Raw genomic sequence first — 24,046 nt, forward strand, 5'->3', positions numbered from 1 at the left:
TTGAGATATTTTTTAGCGTTTTTTATTGCTATATTTATCTGCGGATGTGGCTATAAACCAGTTTCAAAGATCTCGCAGGATTTGGTTGGAGATAGAGTTTATGTTGATGTTATCATCAGCAAAGAAGAGCCAAAAAATAGTGTCTGGATAAAAGATGCAGTAAAAGAGGGTATGGTCGCAAGGCTGCATAAATCACTATCAAGCAAAGATAGCGCTGATACTTCGATAATAGTTTCGGTAAAAAGCTTAAATTACGAGGCGATCATCTATGATGAATACGGCTATATCACATCTTATAAAGCTCTTTTAACTCTAAACTATAAAACCAAATTTAAAGATGGCCATGTCGTAGATATACCTGCTACTGGCGAGTATGATTTTAGTGTGGCAAGACGTCAAAAGAGCGTAAGATACGCAGATAGTATCATTAGCGATACTCAAAAGTATGAAGCTATAAAAGAGGCTTCAAAAGAGGCGTTTGATGAGTACATCGCAAATTTAGCTGTAAAAGGATATAAAAATGGCAGCAGTAACCGTTAGTCAAATAGTCAAGGAAGCCTTGAGCGAGATAAAAGATCGCCATTTGATGCTAACGCCAGAAAATTACACCGAAGTTTATAATGAAATTTCTAAAAAATATGGCTTTACAACTGAAGAGAGCAAAAAGATAGAAAAATATATCTCAAGGCTTGGTGATGACTATAAAGCGCAAGCTATAAGCCTTCATATAAAAACGGTTGATGAGTTTGTAGCTTTTATGACAGCTAGGCTCTCTCATGGTGCTAAAAATGGCACAGCCCAAGTGGTTGATGATAAAAAGTTAAAGTCACTAAATGCCTTTGCAAGAAGAATCCTCCAAGCCATCTCTATGCTTCACAACAAAGATGCAAAAGCTCTAGCAGAGCAGGGCATGCAGCTACTTGCTAGAAGATATGATGAGAAAAATCTTGAAGAGATGTGCCTTAAATGGTTTGATTTTGTAAGCTCTTACGATACTGAATTTTTGGACTTTTTGAAATATTATGGCGTGAGAGACTTTGACGATCTAAAGACTATGAGCGCTGAGCTTGAGAAATTCTTATCTCAAAAAAATGAAAATGCAGAAGAAAACGCTCTAGTAGAGCTTTTAAATTTTGCGCTTGAGCCTTCTATCACAAAGGAGCTTGGTGAAGAGCTTAGCAACATTAGAAGCGTTTTGAAACAAAATCCACAAAGCCTAAATAGCAAAGAATTTCAAGATAAGATAAAAGGTTTTGTTGATCGCAGGATCGAAGAAGATAGAACCGAGATCATCGAAAAGGTTGGCTCATTAAACAACATCTTGCAAAGCATAGGCGATAGGATTTCAGATATCGCAGCTAGCTCTCAAAGTAGCTCCGCTAAGGTGCAAAGCATCAAAAATGATCTTAAAAATGTAAATTTAAATGCAAATAGCATCGATCATGTAAAGAGCATGCTTATCGAGATCGCAGGTGCCTTGGAGATCGAGAGCAAGGAGCTTGGTCTTGAGATGAATAGTAAGCAAGCGACCATTTCTGAGCTTCAAAACAAGGTTATTAGCCTAGAAAAAGAGCTTGAAGCTGCTAAGCTTGAGAGCAAAGAGGACTTTTTAACAAAAGTGGCTACAAAAAGAGCTTTGATGAGTGAAATTCAGCGTATCGAAGAGGCTTATAAACGTTACGGCACGGACTATTCGATCTGCTTTGTTGATATTGATTTCTTTAAAAAGATAAACGACACCTACGGACACGAAGCTGGCGACGTGATCCTTTCAGCCGTGGCTCAGGTGCTTAAGAAAAATGCTAGAAAAGTTGATTTTGTCGGTAGATATGGTGGCGAGGAATTTGTCATTTTGCTACCAAGCACGAGCTTAAAAGATGGCGTGAGATTTGGCGAGAAGCTAAGAAGCATGATCGAAAATTTCAAATTTATCTATAAAAACGAGCGCATCAAAGTTACCATTAGCTCTGGTGTGGCGACAAGAAGTGCAAATTTAAGTGACACGATGACGCTTGAGGGTGCTGATAAGATGCTCTATCTTTCAAAAGAGGGCGGCAGAAACCAAGTCATGCCAAAGATAATCGAGGAAAAATGAGCCTAGCGAAATTTCTTGATGGCAAGCCACTTTACTACAAAGAGATCGACTATGGTAGGATCATAAGGGCTTATGATACGATCAAAGGCCATCTAAAGCCTTTTAAGATAATCCACATCATCGGCACAAATGGCAAAGGTAGCACAGGCCGCTTTTTAGCGCAAATTTTAAGCCAAAGGGGCGCAAAAGCAGGCCACTACACGAGCCCACATATATTTAAATTTAACGAGCGATTTTGGCTAAATGGCGAGGTCGCTAGCGATGAAATTTTAGAGGTGGCTCACGAGCGCTTACAAGCTCTTTTGAGTGATGAGTACAAGATAAAAACGAGCTATTTTGAGTATATGACGCTGCTTTCTGCGGTGCTTTTTGAGGGTTGTGACTACTTTGTCTGCGAGGCTGGCATGGGTGGCGTGCTGGATGCGACAAATGTCTTTGAAAAAGAGCTAAGTATCTTTACTCCGATCGGTTTTGATCACACGGCGATATTAGGCAACAGCTTAGAAGAAATTTCACGCACGAAATTTGAAGCCATGGGCAAAAGAGCTATCTTAAATGATGAGATGAATGAGATAAGTGTGGCTATCGCAAAAGAGATCGCAAGTGAAAAAGGTGCAACTCTGAGCTTTCCAAGAGAAATTTTAACCAAAGAAAATTTAAACGAGATCGCAAACTACGCAGATAAATTTAATCTACCAGAGTTTTTGCGCTCAAATTTAACTCTAGCCTACGCCGCAGCTAAAATTTTAGATAGTAGCATAGATATCAAAAAGCTTGGCGCTTTATCGCTTCGTGGTAGATGCGAAAAGATCGCTTCAAATTTATACGTTGATGTCGGTCACAACGAGCTTGGTGCAAATGCTGTGGCTAAGAAATTTAGTTCAAAAGAGTTTGGCGGTAAGAAGCTAACACTAATTTATAACTCGTTTTTAGATAAAGACTTTAAGGCAGTTTTAGCAGCTCTAAAGCCAGCCATTGAGGACGTGCTACTTTATCACTACCACTGCGAGGGCAGGGAGCTTGGCGGAGAGCTCATAAACAAAGCACTAAATGAGCTTGAAATTTCGCATAGGGAGTTTGAGTCAAGCGATATGAACGATATAAAAGAGGCAAAAAACGGCAAAATTTACCTAGCATTTGGCTCGTTTCACCTGGTCGAAGCCTTTTTAAAAGAGTACTATGCAAGCAAAGGTCTATGAGTATCTTTTAACACACGCCCCACAAATTCTCATCTGCGAAGATGACAAAGAGGCGGCACTCTGCGCTGACGCGGCCAGTTTTGCTGGCTTTAGCGCATTTAAACTACCTGATTTTAGAGCTAAAAAGGGCGATGATCTAAGAAGTTTTAACGAAGAGCTCTTTGAAATTTCATCCGTTCTTAGCAAATACTATAAATTTGATGGCAAAAAGATCATCATAAGCCCATTTAGCACGCTTTTAAACCCACTTCCAACGCAAAAAAACCTAGAAAGCTCAACGATCAAGCTAAAAGATAATCTAAATTTAAGCGAATTTGCCGACTTGCTCATACGATTTGGCTACGAGTGCGTCGATATCGTTGAGAGCGTTGGCGAGTTTAGCATTCGCGGCGAAGTGATCGACATTTATGGCGTAAATATGGACGATCCTGTTAGAATTTTGCTCTTTGGCGATGAGGTGGAGAGCATCAGAAACTACAACACCGCTACGCAAATTAGCAACAAAAATGAGCTAAGCGAAGCCGAGATCATGCCATTTATCGCAAATTTGAGCAAAGATGAGTTTGAAAAAGTTAGCCAAAAGATCGAGGATATGCAAAGCGATGCCTTGGTGAGTGATCTAAATTCGCTTGGATTTTGGGCGATAGATAGCTTTAGCGACTACTTGAAAGAATTTGACTCAAAGCTTGTTAAAAAGATCGATTTTGAAATTTATGATGTGCCTGAGGAGAAATTTAAGGGCATTGAAATTTTGCCTGAGCCAAAGGTCTATAAAGACTTAGAAGTTACTTTAAATTTTGACTTTTTTGAGCTAAATAAGAGCAAAAGCATAACCGTTCTTTCAAGAAATGAAGGGCTTTTTAAGGGTTATGAGCTTGATGGCTTTGCCAACGTAAAGCTTGAAATTTCGCCCCTTGTAGTAAATTTAACCTCAAGTGACAAGATAGTAGTCTCTTTAAATAAATTTGAGAAAAAAAGGCGAGTTAAGCGCTCAAGCCTAGTGGTCGATGAGCTAAAGGTAAATGACTACGTCGTGCATGAAGATTATGGTATAGGCAGATTTTTGGGGCTTGAAAAGATCAAGGTTTTGGGTGCGACGAAGGAATTTGTGGTTATTGCCTACCAAAATGACGACAAGCTTCTTTTGCCGGTTGAGCATCTAAATTTGATAGATCGCTACATCGCTCAAAATGGCTCTATGGCGGTGCTTGATCGCTTAGGCAAGGCAAATTTTGCCAAGATAAAAGAGAAGGTTAGAGAAAAACTCTTTGCCATCGCTTCAAAGATCGTAGCGATGGCGGCAAAAAGGGAGCTAATCGCTGGTAAAATTTTGCAAAAAGAGGATATCTCTTATCTAAATTTCGTCCAAGACGCTGGCTTTTCATACACGAGTGATCAGCAAAAGGCGGTAAATGATATAAAAGATGAGCTAAAAAGCGGCAGGGTGATGGATAGGCTGCTTAGCGGAGATGTTGGCTTTGGCAAGACTGAAGTTGCGATGAATGCCATATTTACCTGCATAAAATCAGGCTTTAGCGCATTTTTCTTCGTGCCAACGACGCTTCTTAGCTCGCAGCACTACAAGACACTAAGCCAGAGATTTAGCAAATTTGGCATAAAGGTCTTTAGGCTGGATCGCTTCTCAAGTGCCAAAGAGAAATCAAGCCTGCAAAAAGCGCTAAAAGAAAATGAGCCCATAGTTTGCGTGGGTACGCATGCGCTTCTTGGCGTAAAGGCTGAAAATTTAGGGCTTATAGTGGTTGATGAAGAGCATAAATTTGGCGTTAAGCAAAAAGAGCAGCTAAAAGAAATTTCTCAGCACTCACACATCTTAAGTATGAGCGCCACGCCGATACCAAGAAGCCTAAATATGGCGCTTAGCAAGATAAAAACATATAGCATTTTAGCCACTCCACCAAGTTCGAGGCTGGATGTGAGAACAAGCGTGAGAGAGTGGGACGAAAAGGTCGTCAAAGAGGCTATCATGCGTGAGCTAAGACGCGGAGGGCAGACCTTTTACATCCACAACCACATCGCAGACATCGAGCAGACGGCAAATGAGCTAAGAAAAATTTTGCCAAAGCTTAGAATTTTGATACTTCACTCAAAAGTAAATGCAAAAGTCGCTGAAGATGAGATGATGAAATTTGAGCGGGGCGAGTATGACTTGCTACTTTGCACTAGCATCGTTGAAAGCGGCATCCACTTGCCAAATGCAAACACTATAATCGTAGAAAATGCTAATAAATTTGGTATGGCTGACCTGCACCAGCTGCGCGGGCGAGTTGGCAGAAGCGACAAGCAGGCTTATTGCTACTTCTTGGTAGAAGATAAAGATGCCATTAGCAAAGACGCTCTAAAACGACTTGTCGCACTTGAAGGCAACTCATTTTTGGGTGCTGGCTCAGTGCTAGCTTATCACGATCTTGAGATAAGAGGTGGTGGCAACATCATCGGCGAGGCGCAAAGCGGTCACATCGAGGCTATCGGCTACTCGCTATATCTAAAGATGCTAGAAGATGAGATAAATAAGCTTCTTAATCAAGACTCCGCAAAGCTTGACAAGATCGATCTAAAGCTTAGTGTGAGTGCCTTTTTAAATCAAGAATTTATAAGAGAAGATAGGCTAAGGCTTGAAATTTACAGGCGCCTTAGCAAGTGCAAAGAGGTCGCTGAAGTCTATGAGATACAAAGCGAGCTTGAGGATAGATTTGGCAAGATAGATACATTTACAAAGCAGTTTTTAGACCTTATCATCATCAAAATTTTAGCTCTAAAAGCTGGCATAAAGACGATCTCAAATAGCGAGCAAAACATACTAATAACAAAAAATGATGACGAGAAGATCAGGCTAAAGTCACGTAGCAAGGACGATGACGATGTTTTGGCTGAAATTTTGGTCTATCTAAGAAAGGATAAGAAATGATAGATTGGGGTGTGAAGTACGCAGCGATTTATAAGAGTACAAAAGGGATGTTAAAGCCAGTTGAGGATATCGATTTTGTCGATATCGACTCACTTTATGGGCTTGAAAAACAAAAAGAAATTTTGCTAAAAAATACTAGAAATTTTATAGCTGGCGACGAGGCAAATCACGTGCTTCTTTGGGGTGAGAGAGGATGCGGCAAGTCAAGCCTTGTAAGGGCTGTTTTTACTAAATTTTATAAAGAGGGACTTCGTATCATTGAGATCGGCTGCGAGGATCTAAAATACCTTGGCGACATCATCGATGAGATCAGAAAGAGCGAGTTTAAATTTATCATTTTCTGCGACGATCTAAGCTTTGAAAATGGTAGCAATGAGTATAAATTTCTAAAGCCTATCATGGATGGCTCTATCCAAAAACCGCCAAAAAACGTCCTTTTATACGCCACTTCAAACCGCAGGCATCTAATAAGCGAGTTTAAAAGCGAAAATGAAAACTCAGAGCTAATAGACGGAGAAATCCACTATAGCGACGCAGCTCAGGAGAAAATTTCGCTCTCGGACCGCTTTGGTCTTTGGATCAGTTTTTATCAAGGCAACTACGACGAGTACCTAAAAATGGTTGATTTTTACTTTAAAGACTACACTGGCAACAAAGACGAGCTTCACACACTTGCTAAAAATTTCGCCACCCTAAGAGCTAGCAGAAGTGGCAGGACAGCAAAGCAGTTTTATCTAACTTTTAAAGAAAATTTAAAATGAGATCAACTGATCTGTTTTTAGCCCTACTAAATCACAAAAGTAGAAATTTTGACGAGCTAAAATGGCCAGGTGAGGGCACTTTTGAGGTTGTTTTGGGTGCTATTTTAGTGCAAAATACCAACTGGAGAAACGTTGAAAAAGCGCTAGATAATCTAAAAAATGCCAGCAAAGATAGCCTGCAAGGCATTTGCACGCTTGAAAACAGCGAGCTTGCCACACTCATAAAGCCAAGCGGCTTTTACAACACAAAGGCAAAACGGCTAAAGACGCTTTGCCTAGCTATAAAAAATGAATTTGAGAGCTTTGATAATTTTAAAGAAAACGCTAGCCGTGAGTGGCTCATAAACGTAAAAGGCGTTGGCGCTGAGACTTGTGATGCGATACTTGCTTACGCTTGCGGCAAGCCTTACATGGTCGTTGATGCTTATGCGCTTAGGATAATGGCATATTTTGACTACATTTTTGAGAGCTACGACGAGGCTGCTGAGTGGTTTAGCTCGCTTGATTATGATGAAATTTATAAATTTCTTGATAGCGAGAAATTTGACGAAACTGAGGTTTTAAAGCTCTATCATGCACTCATTTTGGAGTTTTGCAAAGAGAATTTCAAAGGTAAAATTTTAAGCCAAAGCGGACAAGAGGTGCTTGATAACATTAAAAATTAAAAATTTTATTTTAAATTTAGCGCAAATTAGGACTTTTTATGTTTTATTTTAAATTCTATGCTAAATTTACGTAAAATTTATATTAGGAGAGGCAATGATATACGACAATATCGTTAAAACGATCGGTAATACACCTATCGTAAAGGTTAAAACAGGTGCTGACGAGGCTGAAATTTACGTAAAATTAGAGTTTTTTAACCCAGGCGGCTCTGTAAAAGATAGAATCGCATTTAATATGATCACAAAAATGCTAGCTGATGGCACACTAAAACATGGCGACACTATCGTTGAGCCAACAAGCGGAAATACAGGTATCGGCGTAGCTATGTGCGGTGCTGCACTTGGCTTTAAAGTGATCCTTTGCATGCCTGAGAGCATGAGTATCGAAAGACGCAAGATCGTTGCAGCTTATGGCGCTCATCTTGAGCTAACTCCTGCAGCTGGCGGTATGAAAGCAGCGATCGCAAAAGCTACTGAGCTAGCTTCTCAGCCAAATCACGTAATGCTAAGCCAGTTTGAAAACAAGTACAACCCACAAGCTCACGAGCTAACAACAGCAGCTGAAATTGTGGCTGATTTTAGCAAGCTTGATGCCTTTGTAGCAGGCGTTGGCACAGGCGGCACTATAAGCGGCGTGGCAAAGGTTCTAAAAGAAAAAGGCTATGACACTAAGATCATCGCAGTAGAGCCTGAAGCATCACCAGTTTTAAGTGGCGGTAACCCAGGACCACATAAAATTCAAGGCATCGGAGCTGGATTTTTACCAAATACAATGGATATGAGCCTAGTTAGCGAAGTAGAAAAAGTAAGCAATGATGACGCACTAAACGCAGCTAGAGCGATCGCAAAGAGCGATGGCTTGATGATAGGCATAAGTGGCGGCGCTTCTTACGTGGCTGCAAAAAGGGTGGCTAAAAGACTTGGCGCTGGCAAAAAAGTGCTTTTCATAGCTCCAGATAACGGCGAGAGATACCTAAGTACAGAGCTTTACGGAGCGTAAAATATGTGGGAGAGTCTAAAAGAGCTAGTTCAAACCGTCCGTGAAAAAGACCCATCGGTGCATAGTTGTTGCTTTTTGGCGATACTTATAAACACTCCTGGCATCCATGCGGTTTTGTTTCACAAAATTTCTCATTTTTTATATGAGAAAAAGTGGTTTTTTCTAGCTAGACTCATCTCGCAAATAGCAAGATTTTTAACAGGCATCGAGATCCACCCGGGAGCGAAGATCGGTAGGAGATTTTTCATAGATCACGGCATGGGCGTGGTTATCGGTGAGACGGCTGAGGTCGGTAATGATGTGATGATGTATCATCAAGTGACACTTGGCGGCACTGGCAAAGAGTGTGGCAAGCGCCATCCAACCGTTAAGAATGGCGTGACTATCGCTGCTGGCTCAAAGATACTTGGTGCTATAACGATCGGTGAAAATGCTAAGATCGGTGCAAACTCAGTCGTGCTAAAAAACGTCCCAGCAAACGCAACTGTCGTTGGCATACCAGCAAGAGTTGTCAGAGTAAATGGGACGAAATTTGAGCCAGAATTTATCATTTAAACTGAAATTCTAAATAAAAATTATTTTTGCTCTTTGTATTTTAAAACTTGAGCGTAAATTTCATCTTTCAGTTTTAATTTTTCTTTTTTCAAGGCATCAAGCTCAGAGGCTTGTGCTGCTTTGCTATCTATCTTTTCATTTAGCTCGTCATGCTTTTTGCAAAGTGCGGCAAAATGAACATCAACCTTTTTCAACTCATTTATGAGATCAGTGTATTCGTGTAACATACGTAGCTCCTGTAAAAAATTTATAAATTTTAACAAGGCTTTGTAAATGTTTGGCTATCCAAATTTAGATCTATAAAAGCTTAGTATTTAAGTCAAATTTATCACAAAATGCAAAAAACTAAACGTATTTTAGCTCTTCTGGCTTGTGTTTGCTCTTTACTAGGCGTTTGGTTAGACGTATGCCATCAACTGTACCGATAACTAAAAGCTTTGTGCCTGTGCCAATTAGAGTGTCACCATTTGGCATCGGGATAAATTTGTTATTTATGTCTCTAATGCCTACCACGTCAGCATTTGTGATATTTCTTAGGTGTGTCTCTTTTAGTCTTTTAAACCTTATCCAAGAGTAGTCAGGCACAAGAATTTCTTCTATGTCGATAGGCGAGCTTTTTGTGTATAGAAATTGCTCGAGTAAATTTTCCATATCAGGTCTTACGCTCATGGCACTTAGACGCTGTGCGACTAGGCGAGATGGGCTTACGACGTTGTCAGCACCAAGTTTTTTAAGCCTTTGTGTGTCATCTTCACTATCGGAGTTTGTGATGATATGGTAAGGTTTTTTGCGGCCTATCTCTTTTTCATAAAGTCTAACAGATGCTATAAGTGCGATGTTGTCAGCTATATTTGGGCTAAGAGTGATTAGTCCTTTTGCACTTGATAGATGCGTTTTTAAAAAGGCGATTTGAGTGTGAGGCTGAGCTTTTATAAAGTATGGATACTTGTAAATTTGAGCTAATTCTGCGATATCTTCTCTGTCATCAACCACTACAAATGGTATGTGATTTTCGCGAAACTGAGCACTAAGCTCGATCGTGTAGAGGTTGTGATAACAAATAACGAAGTGATTTTTTAGTCTTGCGATCTTGTAAAGCATACGCCTTTCCTTTAAAATGCTAATTAATGTGCCTCTTTTTAGAACTTCTACAACGATACCGATTGATAGCGTAAAAATGATGAAGCCAACAAGGATAAATGTTATAGTAAAAATTCGCCCCTTTGGAGTTATGGGCGCAACTTCGGTAAAACCGACCGTCGTGAAGGTCATACCTGCTTGGTAAAAGGCATCTATGAGAGAGAAGTTATCTATAAAGATATAACCAAGTGTTCCAAAAAGTAACAGTAGTACGACTGAAATTAGTGGAAATCTAAAAGGTTTTAGTTGTTCGTAAAGCTCAGTATCTAGGCTTATTTCTGGTTTTGCGGAGTTTGACCAGTTGAGGAATTTTAAAAGTCTTGAGAGAAAAGACATAAATTCCTCTTCATTTTATCTCTTAGTTTGACTGCTTTTTCATAGTTCTTAGGGTAGAAGCAGCAACTTTTATTCTTCTTGTTGTGCCATCTTCTAGAGTAACACGGATAGTTCTAAGATTTGGTAAAAATCTTCTTTTGGTTTTATTGTTGGCGTGGCTCACGTTGTTGCCTACCATTGGTCCTTTGCCAGTTATCGCACATCTTTTTGACATTTTTTTTCCTTATAAACAAAAATTTCTGCTGATTTTATCTAAATAAAACAAAAGCATTGCTTAAATCGTTTTTTTTTTTTTTTGTTAAAGATTAAGTTGATTTTTACTAATAATCTAGTTAAAATAATATTTTTTATTATAAAAAAATCAAAATATTTAAGTAATTTTAAGTGATTTAGTATGCTTAGTAGAGAATTAATAGAAAAAAACGTTAATATTGTTTTACAGATGCCAAGCCTTTTTGATAAAGTAGAGCAATGTTTAACTACTGGTGATTTGGTTGCAGCAAGTGCTATTTTGGAAAACACAGCTTCATTTAGGGTCTATTTTGAATCTGTCTTTAAACGCATCAAGCTTGAAATTCCTTATGATGGCAAAGATATAACAGTAGCAGCAAATATGCTAGGTATCGATCTTTTTAGATCGATCGTGCTTTCTTATTTTATATTTTTAAAATCTCCTAAAACTTACAGAGTATTTAATTTAAAAATTATTGATTTAATAGAATTTAACTCTAAAATTTTATCTGATTGGGTAAGGATCATAAATACTTTTGATGATAAATTTCGTGTCTATCTGCCGTTCGCTTCTTATTCTTTAGCTTGCCTGATAATTTGCGAAAAACTTTTCTCGATGTATCCATATCCTGTTTCTGATATAGTTTTATACTCCGATGTAAGCTACAATAAAATTTTACAAAAAAGGTACGGCTTTAGCCTTTGGGAGATCGTACTAAAAGCGATGAATATGGAACAAAATTCACTGAGTGAAGATGATCGAAAAATGCTTTACTATTTTAAAATTTTACTTTCTTATGAAGCCAGCAGACCTGAGTTTTATGAGTTTGGCATTGATAAAATTTTAGATGTTAGTGTTCATGCAGATATGCAAAGCATAATATTTATAAAAAAAGCGATACAAAAATGAAGCTGACATTTAACGGCTCAATAGCCATTGTGAGGCCATTTGGATTTTTAGAAGTAAATATGGTTCCGTTAAAACTAAGTGATAAGCATATTGGTCAAATATCTTCGCGCAATGTTGATGCTATATTGCTTTCTTTAAAAAATGTTACTTTTTTTAGTCCTCTTTGGCTTAGCGGAGCTATTGAAAATTTAAGCGAAGAAGCGCAGAAACTTGGTATTACACTTGCTATTTGCGATTACAATGAGATTTTTTACGAGCTAATGATCAAAACTGTAAAAAATATCCTAAACATTTCACTTTTTGAAAACGAGCTAATTGCGGATTTGTTTTTAAATAAATTTATAAGTGAGACAAATTCTCAAGTACTTGTCTATAACCCAACTGAGCAGTATAGACACTATCTAGCAGAATATTTAAAAGACCGTACATATGATGTAGTGGAAGCAAAAGATATTAACGAATTTAATAGTAAAAAAAGTTCGTTTACTTGTGTGGTATCGCCACTAAACCATATTAAACTAAGCCAAAAGCGAATAGATACATTTATAAAAGGCGGGATTGTAATTTACTCTGTGCGAGGATTTATCGATTCAGACTTTGTAGAGAATTTTGATCTAGAAATGCATAATATAATGTTAAGGATCGGATATAAATTTTTTATCTTATGGGTAAATATCGCATGTGCTTTAAATATAAGAGGTGCAAATTTTTTAATCAACCTTGCAAATACTGCTCAAAAAAATGGTGCTTTTATATCGCTTTGTGGTGTCAATGAAGCAAATTTGTCAAACGAATTGACAACAAATTTGAAGGGCTCAAACATATTAATATATAAAAATTTGTATGATTTTTATAAAGATAATTCTGTTTTATATCTTGAAAAGAGAACTTTTGATATAGAGCCAGCAAATATAAGTAAAGCAGCTACACAAATTTCACCCTATGTTATACAATGTGTGAGTAAGACGATTTCGTCTTTGGTTGAACAAGATACTTTGTGTGTAGATACAAAAGCTGGCACCTTTGATATAGAAGGTGAATGCGAATTCTTGCGTGTTTGTGTCCAATTTTATGGCGATATTGATATGAGAATATTGTTTGGGTTAAAAAAACAAAGACTTGATAAAATTTGTTCAATATTTATGTCAGATAAAGATGATTTAGATGGTTATTTAAGCGGATATTCTCAAATTTTTAGTATCATTACAAATAAAATTTTAGCCCAACTCTGGCAAAAAGAGATAGAAGTAAAAGTTAGCCTACCTAAGTTTCTGACTGATGAAATGTTTTTTGATCGTAGTAGCGTAGGGATTATAACCAGACTAAATGTGAAAGATGGGGAAACGGGCTTTATATTTATAAGTAAATAAGGATTTAAAATGTACGTTGCACCTAGTATTTTGTCGGCTGATTTCGGAAATTTAGCAGCTGAGATAAGAGCCATTTGCGAGGCTGGGTGCGATCTGGTGCATGTTGATGTTATGGATGGGCATTTTGTGCCAAATTTAACCATCGGACCAGTCGTGGTAAGTGCTGTTGCAAAGGCTGCTACAAAGCCACTTGATATTCATTTGATGGTTGAAAATAACTCATTTTTTGCTGACCTTTTCTTGCCGTTAAAGCCAAAATTTCTAACCTTTCACATAGAAGAAGAGAAGCATCCGATGAGGCTCATCGATCACATCAGAAAAAACGGCGTAAGTCCTGGCATCGTGCTAAATCCGCACACGCCAGTTAGTGCAATCGAGCACATCATCGATGAAGTTGATATGGTGCTTTTAATGAGCGTAAATCCTGGCTTTGGTGGTCAGAAATTTATGCCAGTCGTGCTTGAGAAAACAAGGGCGCTAAGGGAGCTAATAGAGCGCAAAAACGCCAAGTGCCTCATCGAAGTAGATGGCGGCGTAAACGGACTAAATGCGCCTGATCTTGAAGAGGCTGGAGCTGATGTCTTGGTGGCTGGCAGCTATATCTTCTCATCAAATTCTTACGAACAAGCCATCCGCGCCATAAAGCTTGAGTTTTGAAACCAAAAAAACAGCGTTTAGAAAATAGCATTGAAATTTTAGCTAGGCAAAATTTAGGCTATCACGAGTTTATTTTAAGATTTGGCGATATCGAGGAAATTTCATCGCTCATAGACGTGCGCGACCTTGATATGTGGCGAACTCTTGGGCTTGACATCACTAGAAACGAAGATAATGAGATCGAGCTTGGCACGAGATTTAGAGATATTAGCGAGCAGGAATTCTGCGTCGTGGATATCGAAACGACTGGTGGCACGACAAATGGCCAGATCATAGAAATAGGCGCTATAAAAATGAAAAATGGCACCGAAATAGGGCGCTTTGAAAGCTTTGTGGCAGCTAGTGCGGTGCCTGAAAATATCACAGAGCTAACTGGTATAAAGGCAAGTGATCTAGTTGGTGCGCCAAATTTGCTAAACGTGCTGGAGCGGTTTAAAATTTTTCTTGGAACTAGCGTCTTTATCGCGCACAACGTAAATTTTGACTACGGATTTATCTCGCATAGTCTAAATGAGATCGGCCTTGGCATACTGCTAAACAGAAAACTTTGTACCATCGATCTTAGCCGCCGCACCATCGCCTCGCAAAAATACGGTCTTGGCTCGCTAAAAGAACTCCTTGGCATAAATAACACCCACCACAGAGCCCTAAATGACGCAATAGCAGCGGCCGAAATCTTTAAAGTCTGCCTCACACGCCTACCTTTTAGTATCCAAACGACAGAGGACCTTATAAACTTTAGCAAAAATGCCCCAAGCGTAAAGCTAAAACCAGAGCCAGTTTTACGCGGATTAGAGTAAGAATTTATATATGTCAGATAGGCTATTTACTAAAATTTGCAGAGATTTTGTAAAAAAAGAGGCAAATGAGCCAGAAAAGTTCAGTTTCAAATTTTGCTTCAGCTGATGACGAGGTGCTTGCTTTTTTGTCAAATTTGGGGCAAAAATGGCACAAAAGCGATGATGTAGCAAATTTTATAGAGCGAAATTTTACCTTTGTCGGTTCAAAACCACTTTTGCAAAATTTAAAAGATTATAAAACGGCTGATTATGAAAATTTTGCTGATATTAAAAATTTTCTAAGCTCACTCACAAGCATTCAAAGTAAAATTTTAAGTGGCGAGATAGGCTACGTTGGTGATGGTCTAACAAGCGTAGAGCTTAAATTTGCACCTGAATGCTTTTATGATCTTTTAAAATTTATGGTTGAAAATGTCCCACAACATCACTATTTTTGCAGCCTAAAAGAGGGCTGGATATTACTCATTGCGATGGAGGGATACGTAGAATTTGGCGTTTTAGATAAACAAACTTTTTGAATAAATTTACACGCAAATTTAAAAATAAATTCCGTCCATAAAAGTCCTAAAATTTAGCAAAAAAGTCAAATTTACACGCAAGCATCGCCTTTTGCTAGCAAAATTTAATCATTTTTTTTATATAATCCAAATTTTTCACAAAGGTAGATAATATGGATAGAAAATCGTGGAGTTCAAGACTTACATATATTTTAGCTGTTGCAGGGGCTACGGTCGGCTTTGGCGCGACGTGGCGGTTTCCTTACTTGGTCGGTCAAAACGGCGGCGGGGCCTATGTTCTCGTGTTTTGCATAGCGATGATAGTCATTGGTATTCCTATGATTTTGGTTGAAAACGCCATCGGCAGGCGACTAAAGTGCAACGCCGTAGACGCATTTGGCGGCACGATAAATGGCAAAAAGATCAGCAAAAAGTGGCAGATAGTGGGCTGGATGGGGCTTGTGGGCGCATTTGGCATTATGGCTTATTATATGGTTATCGGTGGCTGGGTCTTAAACTATATCGCTCAAATTTCATTTGGCCTGCTTGATCTCTCGCACATCGTGAGCTTTGAGCAAACTAGCGCATTTTACGAGCAAAATATCGTCAGCAACCCACTAGCCATCAGCTTTGCGACCCTTGTTTTTGTGCTAGTTAATTACGCTATCTTGGTGCAAGGCGCAGTTGGCGGCATCGAGCGCTCAGCAAAATACCTAATGCCACTTCTTTTTATCTTAATGCTAGTCATGATCGCTAAAAATATCACGCTTGGGGGTGCGATGGAGGGTGTGAAATTTTACTTAACGCCTGATTTTTCAAAGATAAACTTAAAACTTTTTGTTGAGGTCTTGGGGCAGGTTTTCTTTGCGCTTTCGCTTGGATTTGGCGTGATGATAACGCTCTCAAGCTTTGTGAAAAAAGACGAAGGCTTAGTTAAAATTTCTATCATCACAGGCATCTTAAACACCGTCATAGCCGTGCTTGCTGGCTTTATGATATTTCCGTCGCTCTTTAGCTACGGAGTCTCGCCAGATAGCGGTCCTAGCCTAGTTTTCAAGTCGCTTCCGATCGTCTTTTCGCACATGCCGTTTGGCGGATTTTTCGCGGTGGCGTTTTTCGCGCTTCTTATGATAGCTGCGCTTACGACGTCGCTACCGATATATGAAGTAATCATTACAACGCTGCAAGAGAAATTTAAGATAAAACGCAAAAAAGCGATATTTTTAGTGCTTAGCGTCATTTTCGTGCTAGGAAATTTACCATCACTTATGGCTACAAATTTACTAAGCCACGTGAGTATCTTTGGTAAAAATATCTTTGACGCATACGACGCAATAAGTGCTACCATATTTTTCGTGCTAACCTCACTTGGATGTGCGATATTTGTGGGCTGGGTGCTAAAAGATGAAGCGAAAAAAGAGATCTTGCAAGGCAGTGAAAAATACGCAAAGCTTATAAATATTTGGTTTTTCTATATCAAATTTATCGTGCCTTTTGTCATTTTGGTGCTATTTATCAGCAGTTTTTACGACAACTTTTTGAAGTAAAATATGCGTGAGCTTGTAAATTTTGATAGTGGTGAGCGCCTAAGACTTAGCGTAGAAGATAATGCCTTAGTGAGCATGAGCCAAAAAGGCGGCAAAACAAAGCAGAGTAAAAAAGAATTTGCAAGCGAGACGGAGGCTAAAAAAGCCTGCGTCAAAAAAGAGTGGGAGAGCCTAAAAAAGGGCTTTAACTTGCAAGATAGCGAGGCAAAGACTGGTGAAGCGAGTCTGCACGTTTATATCGGCGGCGGATACACTGGAGCGCTCTCGTTTGCAGGCTTAAGAGATGAAATTTACGTTTATAAAAGTGGCGGTCAAAAAGATGGAGGCAAGCCTAGCGATCTTTTGGTGAAGCTTGATCGAAACGGCACTATAAAAGAGCAGATCGCCTTGCCAAAGCCGCTCGCGTGGCATGCCGAGCATGTAGGCGAAAATTTACTTTTAGACCTTGACCATGAAATTTACATTTTTGAGCCAAAAGATGCTAAATTTCGTGAAATTTTAGCCGAGCAAAATCTCAAGCGAAATAACGAGATAGCAAGCTTTATCTGTGCTTCAAACGGCGTGGCTATTTTTGGTATGTTTGGGCAGATTTTTACTTTTTGTGAGGGTAAAATTTCAAAACTTGGCGAGTATAAATGCAGCACAAAAAACCACGTGCCGATACTTTGCACAGCTCTTAGTGCGGATGCTAGCATGCTTGCTCTTTGCACCAAAGAAAATGAGCTGCAAATTTTAAATGCAAAAAATGGCGAAATTTTAAGCGAGCTAAGAGCAGAATTTGGCGTGCTAGATAAAATTTGCTTTTTGGACGAAAAGACGCTTTTACTTAGGCAACATCTTGAAAACAAGCTATTAAGCCTTGATATCAAGAGTGCAAAGGTGACAAAGCAGCCTTGGATAAAGGATGAGTACCTAAGAGCGAGCGAGTTTTGCGCGGAGGCTGGCAAGCTTGTGGTGATAGATCAAAGCAGGGGCTATGCTATCAATCTAAAAAGTGGTGATGTGAGAGCTGAATTTACGCTAGATCATGTCGTGAAAAGCTGCGAGGCTAAATTTATAGATGGCAAGCTCGCAGTTAGAACGGACTATGGCTGCTTTAGTCTTTATGAAATTTAAGGGAGAATATGTTTTATACACTTTTATCTATCTATATTTTTTATGTGATTTTTAAGCTTTTTTTGGCGAATTTGCAGATCGGCTTTGTAAGAGCTGAAGCCAAAAAAGAGCCAGTGGTGCTTGAAGAGAGCGAATACAAAAACGCTGCAGACGCCGCCGTGACAAATCTAAAATTTGAAATTTTTAGCCTCATCTATCACGCCGTTATCTTCTTTGTGTGGATAAGTTTTGGGCTAAAAATGCTCTCAAACGCTTGCATAAAAGAGGGCACTACGTTTGAAAATATCATCTTTGTGATGAGCTTTTTGCTGATCTCGTCGCTGCTTGATCTGCCGCTAAATATATACGAGAGCTTTGTAAAAGATAAAAAACTTGGCTTTTCAAATATGAGTGCAAAGATATTTTTGGTTGATACTATTAAGTCGCTAGCGCTAATGCTCATTTTTGGCTCGGCTTTCGTCTGGCTCGTGCTTTTATGTATAAATTTTCTTGGCGATTTTTGGTGGTTTTGGGCGTTTTTGCTAAGTTTTGGCATCGCTTTAATTATAAATTTAATATATCCAACGCTCATCGCACCTATCTTTAACAAAATGTCACCGCTTGAAGATGGCGAACTAAAGGGCAAGATAGAGGGTTTGCTTACAAAATGTGGCTTTAAAAGTAGCGGCGTTTTTACGATAGATGCTAGCAAGCGCGACAACCGCTTAAATGCCTATTTTGGCGGGCTTGGAGCGACAAAGCGAGTGGTGCTTTTTGACACGCTGATAAAAAAGCTAAGCACCGCAGAGATCGTGGCGGTTTTGGGGCACGAGCTTGGGCACTTTAAGCATAAAGATATTCTAAAGATGATAGCGCTAAGTGCCATTATGCTATTTTGTCTATTTTTCATCTTTGGAAACGTTGGCGCAAGCGCATACGAGGCGATAGGACTTGGGCAAAATGGCGCTAGCATCATCATCTTTTTGGTGCTTTTCTCGCCTATTTTTAGCTTTCTTTTTTCGCCGATCATTTCGCACTTTAGCCGCAAAAATGAATTTGGCGCAGATAGATTTTCAAAAGAAATTTCAAACAAAACTGACATGATAAACGCCCTAACCAAGCTTGGCAGCGAAAACAAAGCATTTCCAAAGTCGCATTGGCTTTACTCATTTGTCTATCACTCGCATCCAAGCCTTTTTGAGCGGATAAATGAGCTAGAAAATGAGAGTTGAAGAGGCTCTAAGAGAAGCAAATTTAAGGCTAAAGCCACTTTGTGAGAACCCAAGCAGGGTGACTAAAATTTTGCTCATGAGCTACCTTGATGTGACCGTTGAGTGGATATTTTTAAACCAAAAGAGCGAATTTGATGAGAGCGGCTACTTTGCCCTTGTAAAGCGCTTTGAAAGCTACGAGCCACTTGAGTACATTACCGGCAAGGCTGGCTTTTATGGGCTGGAGTTTGAGGTAGAAAGTGGCGTTTTGATACCGCGCCCTGAGACTGAAATTTTAGTCGATAAAGTGCTAGAGATAGCAAGCAACTACAAAGCGCCAAAGATCGCTGAGATCGGCACTGGTAGCGGGATAATAAGCGTCATGCTTGCCCTTAAAACAAACGCTAAAATAGTAGCCACCGATATAAACGAAAAGGCTCTAAAACTAGCTAAAAAAAATGCGCTCAAATTTAATGTAAGTGATAAAATCGACTTTGTAAAATGCTCATACATAGATGAAATTTCAGGCGATATCGACATTTTGGTCTCAAACCCACCTTATATCGCGCGAGACTATAAGCTTGATAAATTTGTGATAAATGAGCCGCATGAGGCGCTATTTGGCGGCGAGGTCGGAGATGAAATTTTAAAAAACATCATCCTTATCGCTAGAAATCGCAGCATAAAAAATATCGCCTGCGAGATGGGATATGATCAAAGAGCTAGCATGGAGATGGCGCTAAAATTTAATGGCTTTAAAAGCACATTTTACAAGGACTTAGCAGGCTTTGACAGGGGCTTTTGCGCGAGATTAAAACTATAAAGGAGAGAGGTTGAGAAGTATCTATTTTTTACTATTAGCAGCGGTGATCGGCACTGAGCTAACGCTTGGAATTTTGGTCGCACCAGTCATATTTTTCCCGCAAAGCATCATAGGCGAGGGGGTGCTCACGCATTTTATGAGCGGGCAGATGATGACAAAGATATTTTTAAAATTTAACTATGTTTTGCTATTTGTAAGCGCATTTGTGGCAGTTAGCGAGCTCTTTGATCTAAGAAAAAAGCTTGCATTTTCACTAAAATTTAGCACATTTATGCTCTCGTTTTTAAACTTAGCCCTAGCACTTAGCTTTGTCTTTATCTTTACGCCTTTTATCGTGCAGGCTCAGGACCTTGGCACAGAGGCGACGCAGACAGCGGAGTTTGCCAAGATGCACAGCACAAGCGAATATGTGATGAAAGTGATGCTTGTTTTGCAGCTCATTTTGTTTTTTGTGAAATTTAAGATCAGCCAAGATGAACGCCAAGCCTGATATCCAAATCTTAACAAATTTTCTCGCCGAATACACGACAGCGATGGTGAGCGCTGGCACATACACTGCGCGCGTAGAAAAGTGCGTCGACCGCATAGCTAAGCACTACGGATACGACGTTAGCGTGACCATTTTTGTGAAGTATTTTACCATTAGCGTGATGGACTCACAGGATAACTCCTTGCGCCGAACTTATGTGAGAAAGATCCCTCTAGGGCAGGTTAGCTTTAATAGAATTTCCGAGCTATCCTCACTTAGCTGGCAAATTTTAGATGAGGGTTTAAGTTTAGACGAAGCTAAAGAGAGCTTTGATAGTGTAATGAGTGTCAGTGCAAATAAATTTGCTAGCTCACTTATCTTGATAAGCCTTGCAAATGCGGCATTTTGCAGACTTTTTGGAGGCGATGCTGGCTCGGTTGTTTGCATATTTTTTGCAACGCTTGTTGGCTACACTCTTAAATTTGCCCTTGCAAAAATGGGCGTAAATTTAAAAATTCAATACGTCCTGACATCCTTTGTCGTCTCATTTATCGCCTATCTTGGCGTATCTTACGGGCTTACACATACAAGCGACGTGGCGATAGGCTCGTCTGTGCTCTTTATGATGCCTGGCGTTTTTCTCATAAATTCAGTCTTTGACATCCTAAATGATAACACCCTTGTTGGCATCAGTAGAGCCATAAGCACGGGTATCCTCATACTTTGCATGGCTGTTGGCGTCTATATCACGCTAACGCTTAGCAGCGCGGAGATATTAAATGTTTGAGCTTTTAAGTGAAACGCTTGTAGATGCTGGCTTTGCTGCGGTGGCTGGGCTGGGCTTTGCCTATGCTAGCTCGCCTCCAAAAAGAACTCTCATCTTTTGCGCTTTGCTTGCTGCATTTGCGCATGCTAGCCGCTTTTGGATCATGCAGATGGGATTTTTTAACATCAGTGTCGCAACGCTCATTGTCTCTTTTATGAGCGGAATTTTAGGCATGCTCTTTGCCAAACGGCTAAAGGTGCCAGCTGAGATCATCGCATTTCCAGCGCTTTTGCCGATGGTGCCAGGAGTTTTTGCGTATAAGGGGATATTGGCACTTTTTTCATTTTTAAATGAGACAAGTATCGCTAAGAAAAACGAATATCTAATCATATTTTTTGATAACGCTATCACGACTACGACGGTCTCACTAGCCTTAGGTGTGGGCGTTTCGGTGGTGCTTATTTTATTTTATGATCAGTCGCTTACGATAACTAGAGGCGCTAAAGGCAAGCCTAGTAAGAGCAAATAAAATTTAAAGGAGCTTTGCTGTGAAGATAAGAATTTATTACGAAGATACCGATGCAGGCGGTATTGTCTATCATACAAACTATATTAAATATTGCGAGCGAGCCAGAAGCGAGGCGTTTTTTGAGGCTGGGCTAAATTTCACAAAAGAGGGCGGATACTTTGTCGTTTCAGCTCTTGAGGCTAAATTTCTCGCTTCAGCCGTGCTTGGCGATGAGGTTGTTGTGAGAACAAAGCTCATAGAGCTTAAAAAGGCAAGCCTTGTTTTAGAGCAAGAAATTTATAAATTTGATGAAAAAGATGCCGAAAAAGTGCTCTTTAAAGCGACTATCACGCTAGCTTTTATGAAAGAGGGCAGACTAGCAAAGATAGATGAGAGCATGAAAACTTTTATAAATGAGGTTAAATTTTAGCAAGCAAAACTGCTAAATCCCGCTTGTGCTGTTTTGCTCCTGCGAATTTGCCTCATTAAAGTGATCGCTTTTTGTATCATAAATTTTCACATCATATAAAACTTGCGAGCCTTCAACCCTCTCTGTGAAAATTTTGCTGGCACTTTTGTTTATAAAATTTGTATAGATATACTCCACTCCCAAGGCACTTGAGTAGCCGATCTGTGAGTATCTAAAATCAACTCCAAAAAGATCTCCAAGCCCTAAAAATCTCTCATCAAGCGAATTTAGCGAATTTGCCACAAAGAGGTTTTGCCTGTCTCTTTGCGTGATGGCGCTAAAGATATTTGGCAAGAAATTTATCTGCGTGCTTAAAAGCGCGTAAGGCTTTATCTCAAAGCCTCTCATCTGCGTTGCTACAAGAGAAGCTTTAACTATAGGGATGTTTAAAAAGACGCTTGCGTTATCAAATTTAGACTTTTTGCTTAAAGTGTTGTTTAAATTTATATCTTTGCCAGTGATCGAGCTCTCGTAGTAGTCGCTACTTTGCATGCGTACATACTCGTTTAGCTTTTGTGCTAGCGCGCTGCCATCGTCAAAGGCGACTATTTTTTCGTTGGCAAAAGCGAGCAGGGCTGAAATTTGCGCTTTGTAATCAACTCCGCCAAAGATCAAATTTGGCTTTGGAGCTGTCACAAAAGAGCTATGAACGCTTGGGATGTAGATGAGTTCGTTTGGCAAGATGAGAGAATTTACCATGTTTGCGCCATTTTGAGTAAGGGCTGCTATGAAGTAGATAAAACCCTCGTTTCTAGCGTTTTGAAGCGCGTTTTGAAGGCTAGGCAAACTTTCGTCGCTGCTATTTATAAATTTCACTTCAACATTTGCATCTTGCTTTAAGATGTAGCTCAAAATAGCGTTTGATACGACATTTGCGTATGATTTTATGATCTTTTGTGGGATAATAACTGCGATCTTTTGTGCGCCATCAAGCTTTAAAACAGCCTCGCCGCCAAGCGATGTGTAAAGCTCCAAAAGCGCGCTATCATCTATCTTTGCTGGCTCAAATCTCGCCATAAAACTAGCAAGCATATCGCTCTTTACAAGCTCGTTTAGGCAAGAGATGTCGCAAAATTCTGGCTCTAAATTTATGTAAGTGATCTTTGCTGGTGGGATATTTGAGAGGCTTTGATTTTTTGTGATGTTGCTTTCAAATTTTGGCTCGTCAGTAAGCGTGTCTTGCATCTCATCTTGTGCCGCAAAAAGGCTCGCAAATATAGCTAGAAAAAGTAAAAATTTTCTCATATCACTCCCTTGATTTTTCTCAAATCATCTATGTAAATTTTCTCAAAACTTGGGTTTTTACTGATCCACTCTGGTGAAAAAGTTGGCATTATAAACCTGCTATTATCTTTTAAGATACTTCCTCTTATGCCTGAAAATCCGCCCTTTGAGAGCAAATTTGGATAAAGATGCATGAAAGCTTCCTCTCCTAAAGTGATGATAATTTTTGGCTTAATAAGCCTTATCTCTTCTAAAAGATATGGCCTACAAAGCTCAAATGAGCTCTTTAACGCTGGATTTTTCGCGTCACTATTTGAAATTTCACAGCGTAAAAGCAAGCTTATATAAACACTATCTTTTTCTAAATTTAAGCCATTATTTATAGCTTTTTCTAAAATTTTGCCGCTTGTGCCTTCAAAATAATCATCTTTTTTGCAAAGCGAGATAAACATTATCTTGCTATTTTTATCGCCAAAGCCAGTAAAAACGCACTTTGAGCTATTTCTTAAAAAGCAAAGAGAGCACTTTTTTATCTCACTATTTAGCTCGTCTATGTTGTTATAATCTTGATATTTGCTTAAATTAAGAAAATTTTCATCTATAAAATTGTAACCGATCGCTTTTAAAAAAAGTAATTTTTCTAAGAGATCTTTATTTTTATGAAATTTCATTTTTGGATTATAACTTGATTTACTTAAAGTTTAAATTATAGTTTTTTCGGGCTGATTTATTCAAAGGAATTTAAGTATTGCTTTGATAAAATCCCACTTTTTATATTAACTTTAAGGATAG

Annotated in this window: 26 protein-coding genes; 21 read left to right on the forward strand and 5 right to left on the reverse strand. The window is 39.2% G+C overall.

Annotated elements, in window-relative coordinates:
- The 8 genes from lptE to epsC all read left to right on the forward strand — a co-directional run bounded on the left by lptE (window position 1) and on the right by epsC (window position 9,201).
- Window positions 1-540, forward strand: coding sequence for an LPS assembly lipoprotein LptE (gene lptE, locus CVS89_RS04095; RefSeq protein ID WP_107847769.1), 540 nt, complete (start codon window positions 1-3; stop codon window positions 538-540).
- Entirely contained in the window at window positions 521-2,095 is a 1,575-nt protein-coding gene (locus CVS89_RS04100; protein WP_107847770.1) for a GGDEF domain-containing protein, read from the forward strand. Before lptE ends, CVS89_RS04100 begins: the two co-directional genes overlap by 20 nt.
- On the forward strand, window positions 2,092-3,294 hold the full coding sequence (locus tag CVS89_RS04105) for a Mur ligase family protein (protein WP_103650635.1): 1,203 nt from the start codon (window positions 2,092-2,094) through the stop codon (window positions 3,292-3,294). The genes CVS89_RS04100 and CVS89_RS04105 overlap by 4 nt, the downstream gene beginning before the upstream one ends.
- Complete coding sequence (mfd, locus tag CVS89_RS04110) at window positions 3,275-6,220, forward strand: transcription-repair coupling factor (RefSeq protein ID WP_107847771.1); 2,946 nt, start codon at window positions 3,275-3,277, stop codon at window positions 6,218-6,220. The genes CVS89_RS04105 and mfd overlap by 20 nt, the downstream gene beginning before the upstream one ends.
- On the forward strand, window positions 6,217-6,981 hold the full coding sequence (locus CVS89_RS04115; protein ID WP_107847772.1) for an ATP-binding protein: 765 nt from the start codon (window positions 6,217-6,219) through the stop codon (window positions 6,979-6,981). Before mfd ends, CVS89_RS04115 begins: the two co-directional genes overlap by 4 nt.
- Window positions 6,978-7,646, forward strand: a complete 669-nt coding sequence (locus CVS89_RS04120) for an endonuclease III domain-containing protein (protein WP_107847773.1) — start codon at window positions 6,978-6,980, stop codon at window positions 7,644-7,646. Before CVS89_RS04115 ends, CVS89_RS04120 begins: the two co-directional genes overlap by 4 nt.
- A 94-nt stretch (window positions 7,647-7,740) precedes the next feature.
- Entirely contained in the window at window positions 7,741-8,646 is a 906-nt protein-coding gene (gene cysK, locus CVS89_RS04125) for a cysteine synthase A (protein WP_012139961.1), read from the forward strand.
- Between the two features lie 3 nt (window positions 8,647-8,649).
- Window positions 8,650-9,201, forward strand: a complete 552-nt coding sequence (gene epsC, locus CVS89_RS04130) for a serine O-acetyltransferase EpsC (protein ID WP_103613944.1) — start codon at window positions 8,650-8,652, stop codon at window positions 9,199-9,201.
- Between the two features lie 20 nt (window positions 9,202-9,221).
- Here epsC and CVS89_RS04135 read toward each other — a convergent pair whose 3' ends face one another.
- From CVS89_RS04135 to rpmB, 3 genes are all read right to left on the reverse strand, one after another.
- Window positions 9,222-9,428 carry a DUF465 domain-containing protein gene (locus CVS89_RS04135; protein ID WP_021088212.1) on the reverse strand — a complete coding sequence of 69 codons (207 nt, stop codon included), beginning with the start codon at window positions 9,426-9,428 and terminating at the stop codon, window positions 9,222-9,224.
- Window positions 9,429-9,546: 118 nt separating this feature from the next.
- Entirely contained in the window at window positions 9,547-10,677 is a 1,131-nt protein-coding gene (locus tag CVS89_RS04140; RefSeq protein WP_009293929.1) for a potassium channel family protein, read from the reverse strand.
- Between the two features lie 22 nt (window positions 10,678-10,699).
- Window positions 10,700-10,891, reverse strand: coding sequence for a 50S ribosomal protein L28 (rpmB, locus tag CVS89_RS04145; protein WP_002942221.1), 192 nt, complete (start codon window positions 10,889-10,891; stop codon window positions 10,700-10,702).
- A 180-nt stretch (window positions 10,892-11,071) separates the two neighbouring features.
- On the opposite strand from rpmB, the gene CVS89_RS04150 reads away from it, so the two are divergent.
- The 13 genes from CVS89_RS04150 (at window position 11,072) to CVS89_RS04210 (ending at window position 21,991) form a co-directional block, all read left to right on the forward strand.
- Window positions 11,072-11,818: a hypothetical protein gene (locus tag CVS89_RS04150; protein ID WP_107847774.1), complete on the forward strand. Its 747-nt coding sequence runs from the start codon at window positions 11,072-11,074 to the stop codon at window positions 11,816-11,818.
- The gene (locus CVS89_RS04155) at window positions 11,815-13,188 is read left to right on the forward strand and encodes a prephenate dehydrogenase (RefSeq protein WP_103607029.1); all 1,374 of its coding nucleotides are present in this window, start codon (window positions 11,815-11,817) and stop codon (window positions 13,186-13,188) included. The genes CVS89_RS04150 and CVS89_RS04155 overlap by 4 nt, the downstream gene beginning before the upstream one ends.
- 9 nt (window positions 13,189-13,197) lie before the next feature.
- Window positions 13,198-13,845 (forward strand): ribulose-phosphate 3-epimerase, encoded by a 648-nt coding sequence (gene rpe, locus CVS89_RS04160; protein WP_009293926.1) that lies wholly within the window; start codon window positions 13,198-13,200, stop codon window positions 13,843-13,845.
- A complete protein-coding gene (locus CVS89_RS04165; RefSeq protein ID WP_103612712.1) occupies window positions 13,842-14,645 on the forward strand; it encodes a 3'-5' exonuclease in 804 nt (267 codons plus the stop codon). Before rpe ends, CVS89_RS04165 begins: the two co-directional genes overlap by 4 nt.
- A gap of 65 nt (window positions 14,646-14,710) precedes the next feature.
- Window positions 14,711-15,163, forward strand: coding sequence for a hypothetical protein (locus CVS89_RS04170; RefSeq protein WP_107847775.1), 453 nt, complete (start codon window positions 14,711-14,713; stop codon window positions 15,161-15,163).
- 152 nt (window positions 15,164-15,315) lie between these two features.
- Window positions 15,316-16,689 (forward strand): sodium-dependent transporter, encoded by a 1,374-nt coding sequence (locus CVS89_RS04175; RefSeq protein WP_103613950.1) that lies wholly within the window; start codon window positions 15,316-15,318, stop codon window positions 16,687-16,689.
- Between the two features lie 3 nt (window positions 16,690-16,692).
- Window positions 16,693-17,805 (forward strand): hypothetical protein, encoded by a 1,113-nt coding sequence (locus tag CVS89_RS04180; protein ID WP_107847776.1) that lies wholly within the window; start codon window positions 16,693-16,695, stop codon window positions 17,803-17,805.
- Window positions 17,806-17,813: 8 nt separating this feature from the next.
- The gene (locus tag CVS89_RS04185) at window positions 17,814-19,016 is read left to right on the forward strand and encodes a M48 family metallopeptidase (RefSeq protein ID WP_107847777.1); all 1,203 of its coding nucleotides are present in this window, start codon (window positions 17,814-17,816) and stop codon (window positions 19,014-19,016) included.
- The gene (prmC, locus tag CVS89_RS04190) at window positions 19,006-19,818 is read left to right on the forward strand and encodes a peptide chain release factor N(5)-glutamine methyltransferase (RefSeq protein ID WP_107847778.1); all 813 of its coding nucleotides are present in this window, start codon (window positions 19,006-19,008) and stop codon (window positions 19,816-19,818) included. Before CVS89_RS04185 ends, prmC begins: the two co-directional genes overlap by 11 nt.
- 10 nt (window positions 19,819-19,828) lie before the next feature.
- On the forward strand, window positions 19,829-20,308 hold the full coding sequence (locus CVS89_RS04195; RefSeq protein ID WP_107847779.1) for a DUF4149 domain-containing protein: 480 nt from the start codon (window positions 19,829-19,831) through the stop codon (window positions 20,306-20,308).
- Window positions 20,292-21,074 (forward strand): threonine/serine exporter family protein, encoded by a 783-nt coding sequence (locus CVS89_RS04200; RefSeq protein ID WP_009293667.1) that lies wholly within the window; start codon window positions 20,292-20,294, stop codon window positions 21,072-21,074. The genes CVS89_RS04195 and CVS89_RS04200 overlap by 17 nt, the downstream gene beginning before the upstream one ends.
- A complete protein-coding gene (locus CVS89_RS04205; RefSeq protein ID WP_009293668.1) occupies window positions 21,067-21,582 on the forward strand; it encodes a threonine/serine exporter family protein in 516 nt (171 codons plus the stop codon). Before CVS89_RS04200 ends, CVS89_RS04205 begins: the two co-directional genes overlap by 8 nt.
- A gap of 19 nt (window positions 21,583-21,601) precedes the next feature.
- A complete protein-coding gene (locus CVS89_RS04210; RefSeq protein WP_009293669.1) occupies window positions 21,602-21,991 on the forward strand; it encodes a YbgC/FadM family acyl-CoA thioesterase in 390 nt (129 codons plus the stop codon).
- Between the two features lie 12 nt (window positions 21,992-22,003).
- Here the strand turns inward: CVS89_RS04210 and CVS89_RS04215 are convergent, their stop codons facing one another.
- Both CVS89_RS04215 and CVS89_RS04220 read right to left on the reverse strand, forming a co-directional pair.
- On the reverse strand, window positions 22,004-23,275 hold the full coding sequence (locus CVS89_RS04215) for a hypothetical protein (protein WP_107847780.1): 1,272 nt from the start codon (window positions 23,273-23,275) through the stop codon (window positions 22,004-22,006).
- A complete protein-coding gene (locus tag CVS89_RS04220; protein ID WP_107847781.1) occupies window positions 23,272-23,925 on the reverse strand; it encodes a uracil-DNA glycosylase family protein in 654 nt (217 codons plus the stop codon). The genes CVS89_RS04215 and CVS89_RS04220 overlap by 4 nt, the downstream gene beginning before the upstream one ends.
- Between the last annotated feature and the right edge of the window lie 121 nt (window positions 23,926-24,046).

Origin of the sequence: Campylobacter concisus (assembly GCF_003048615.2) — a bacterium.
GTDB lineage: Bacteria > Campylobacterota > Campylobacteria > Campylobacterales > Campylobacteraceae > Campylobacter_A > Campylobacter_A concisus_C.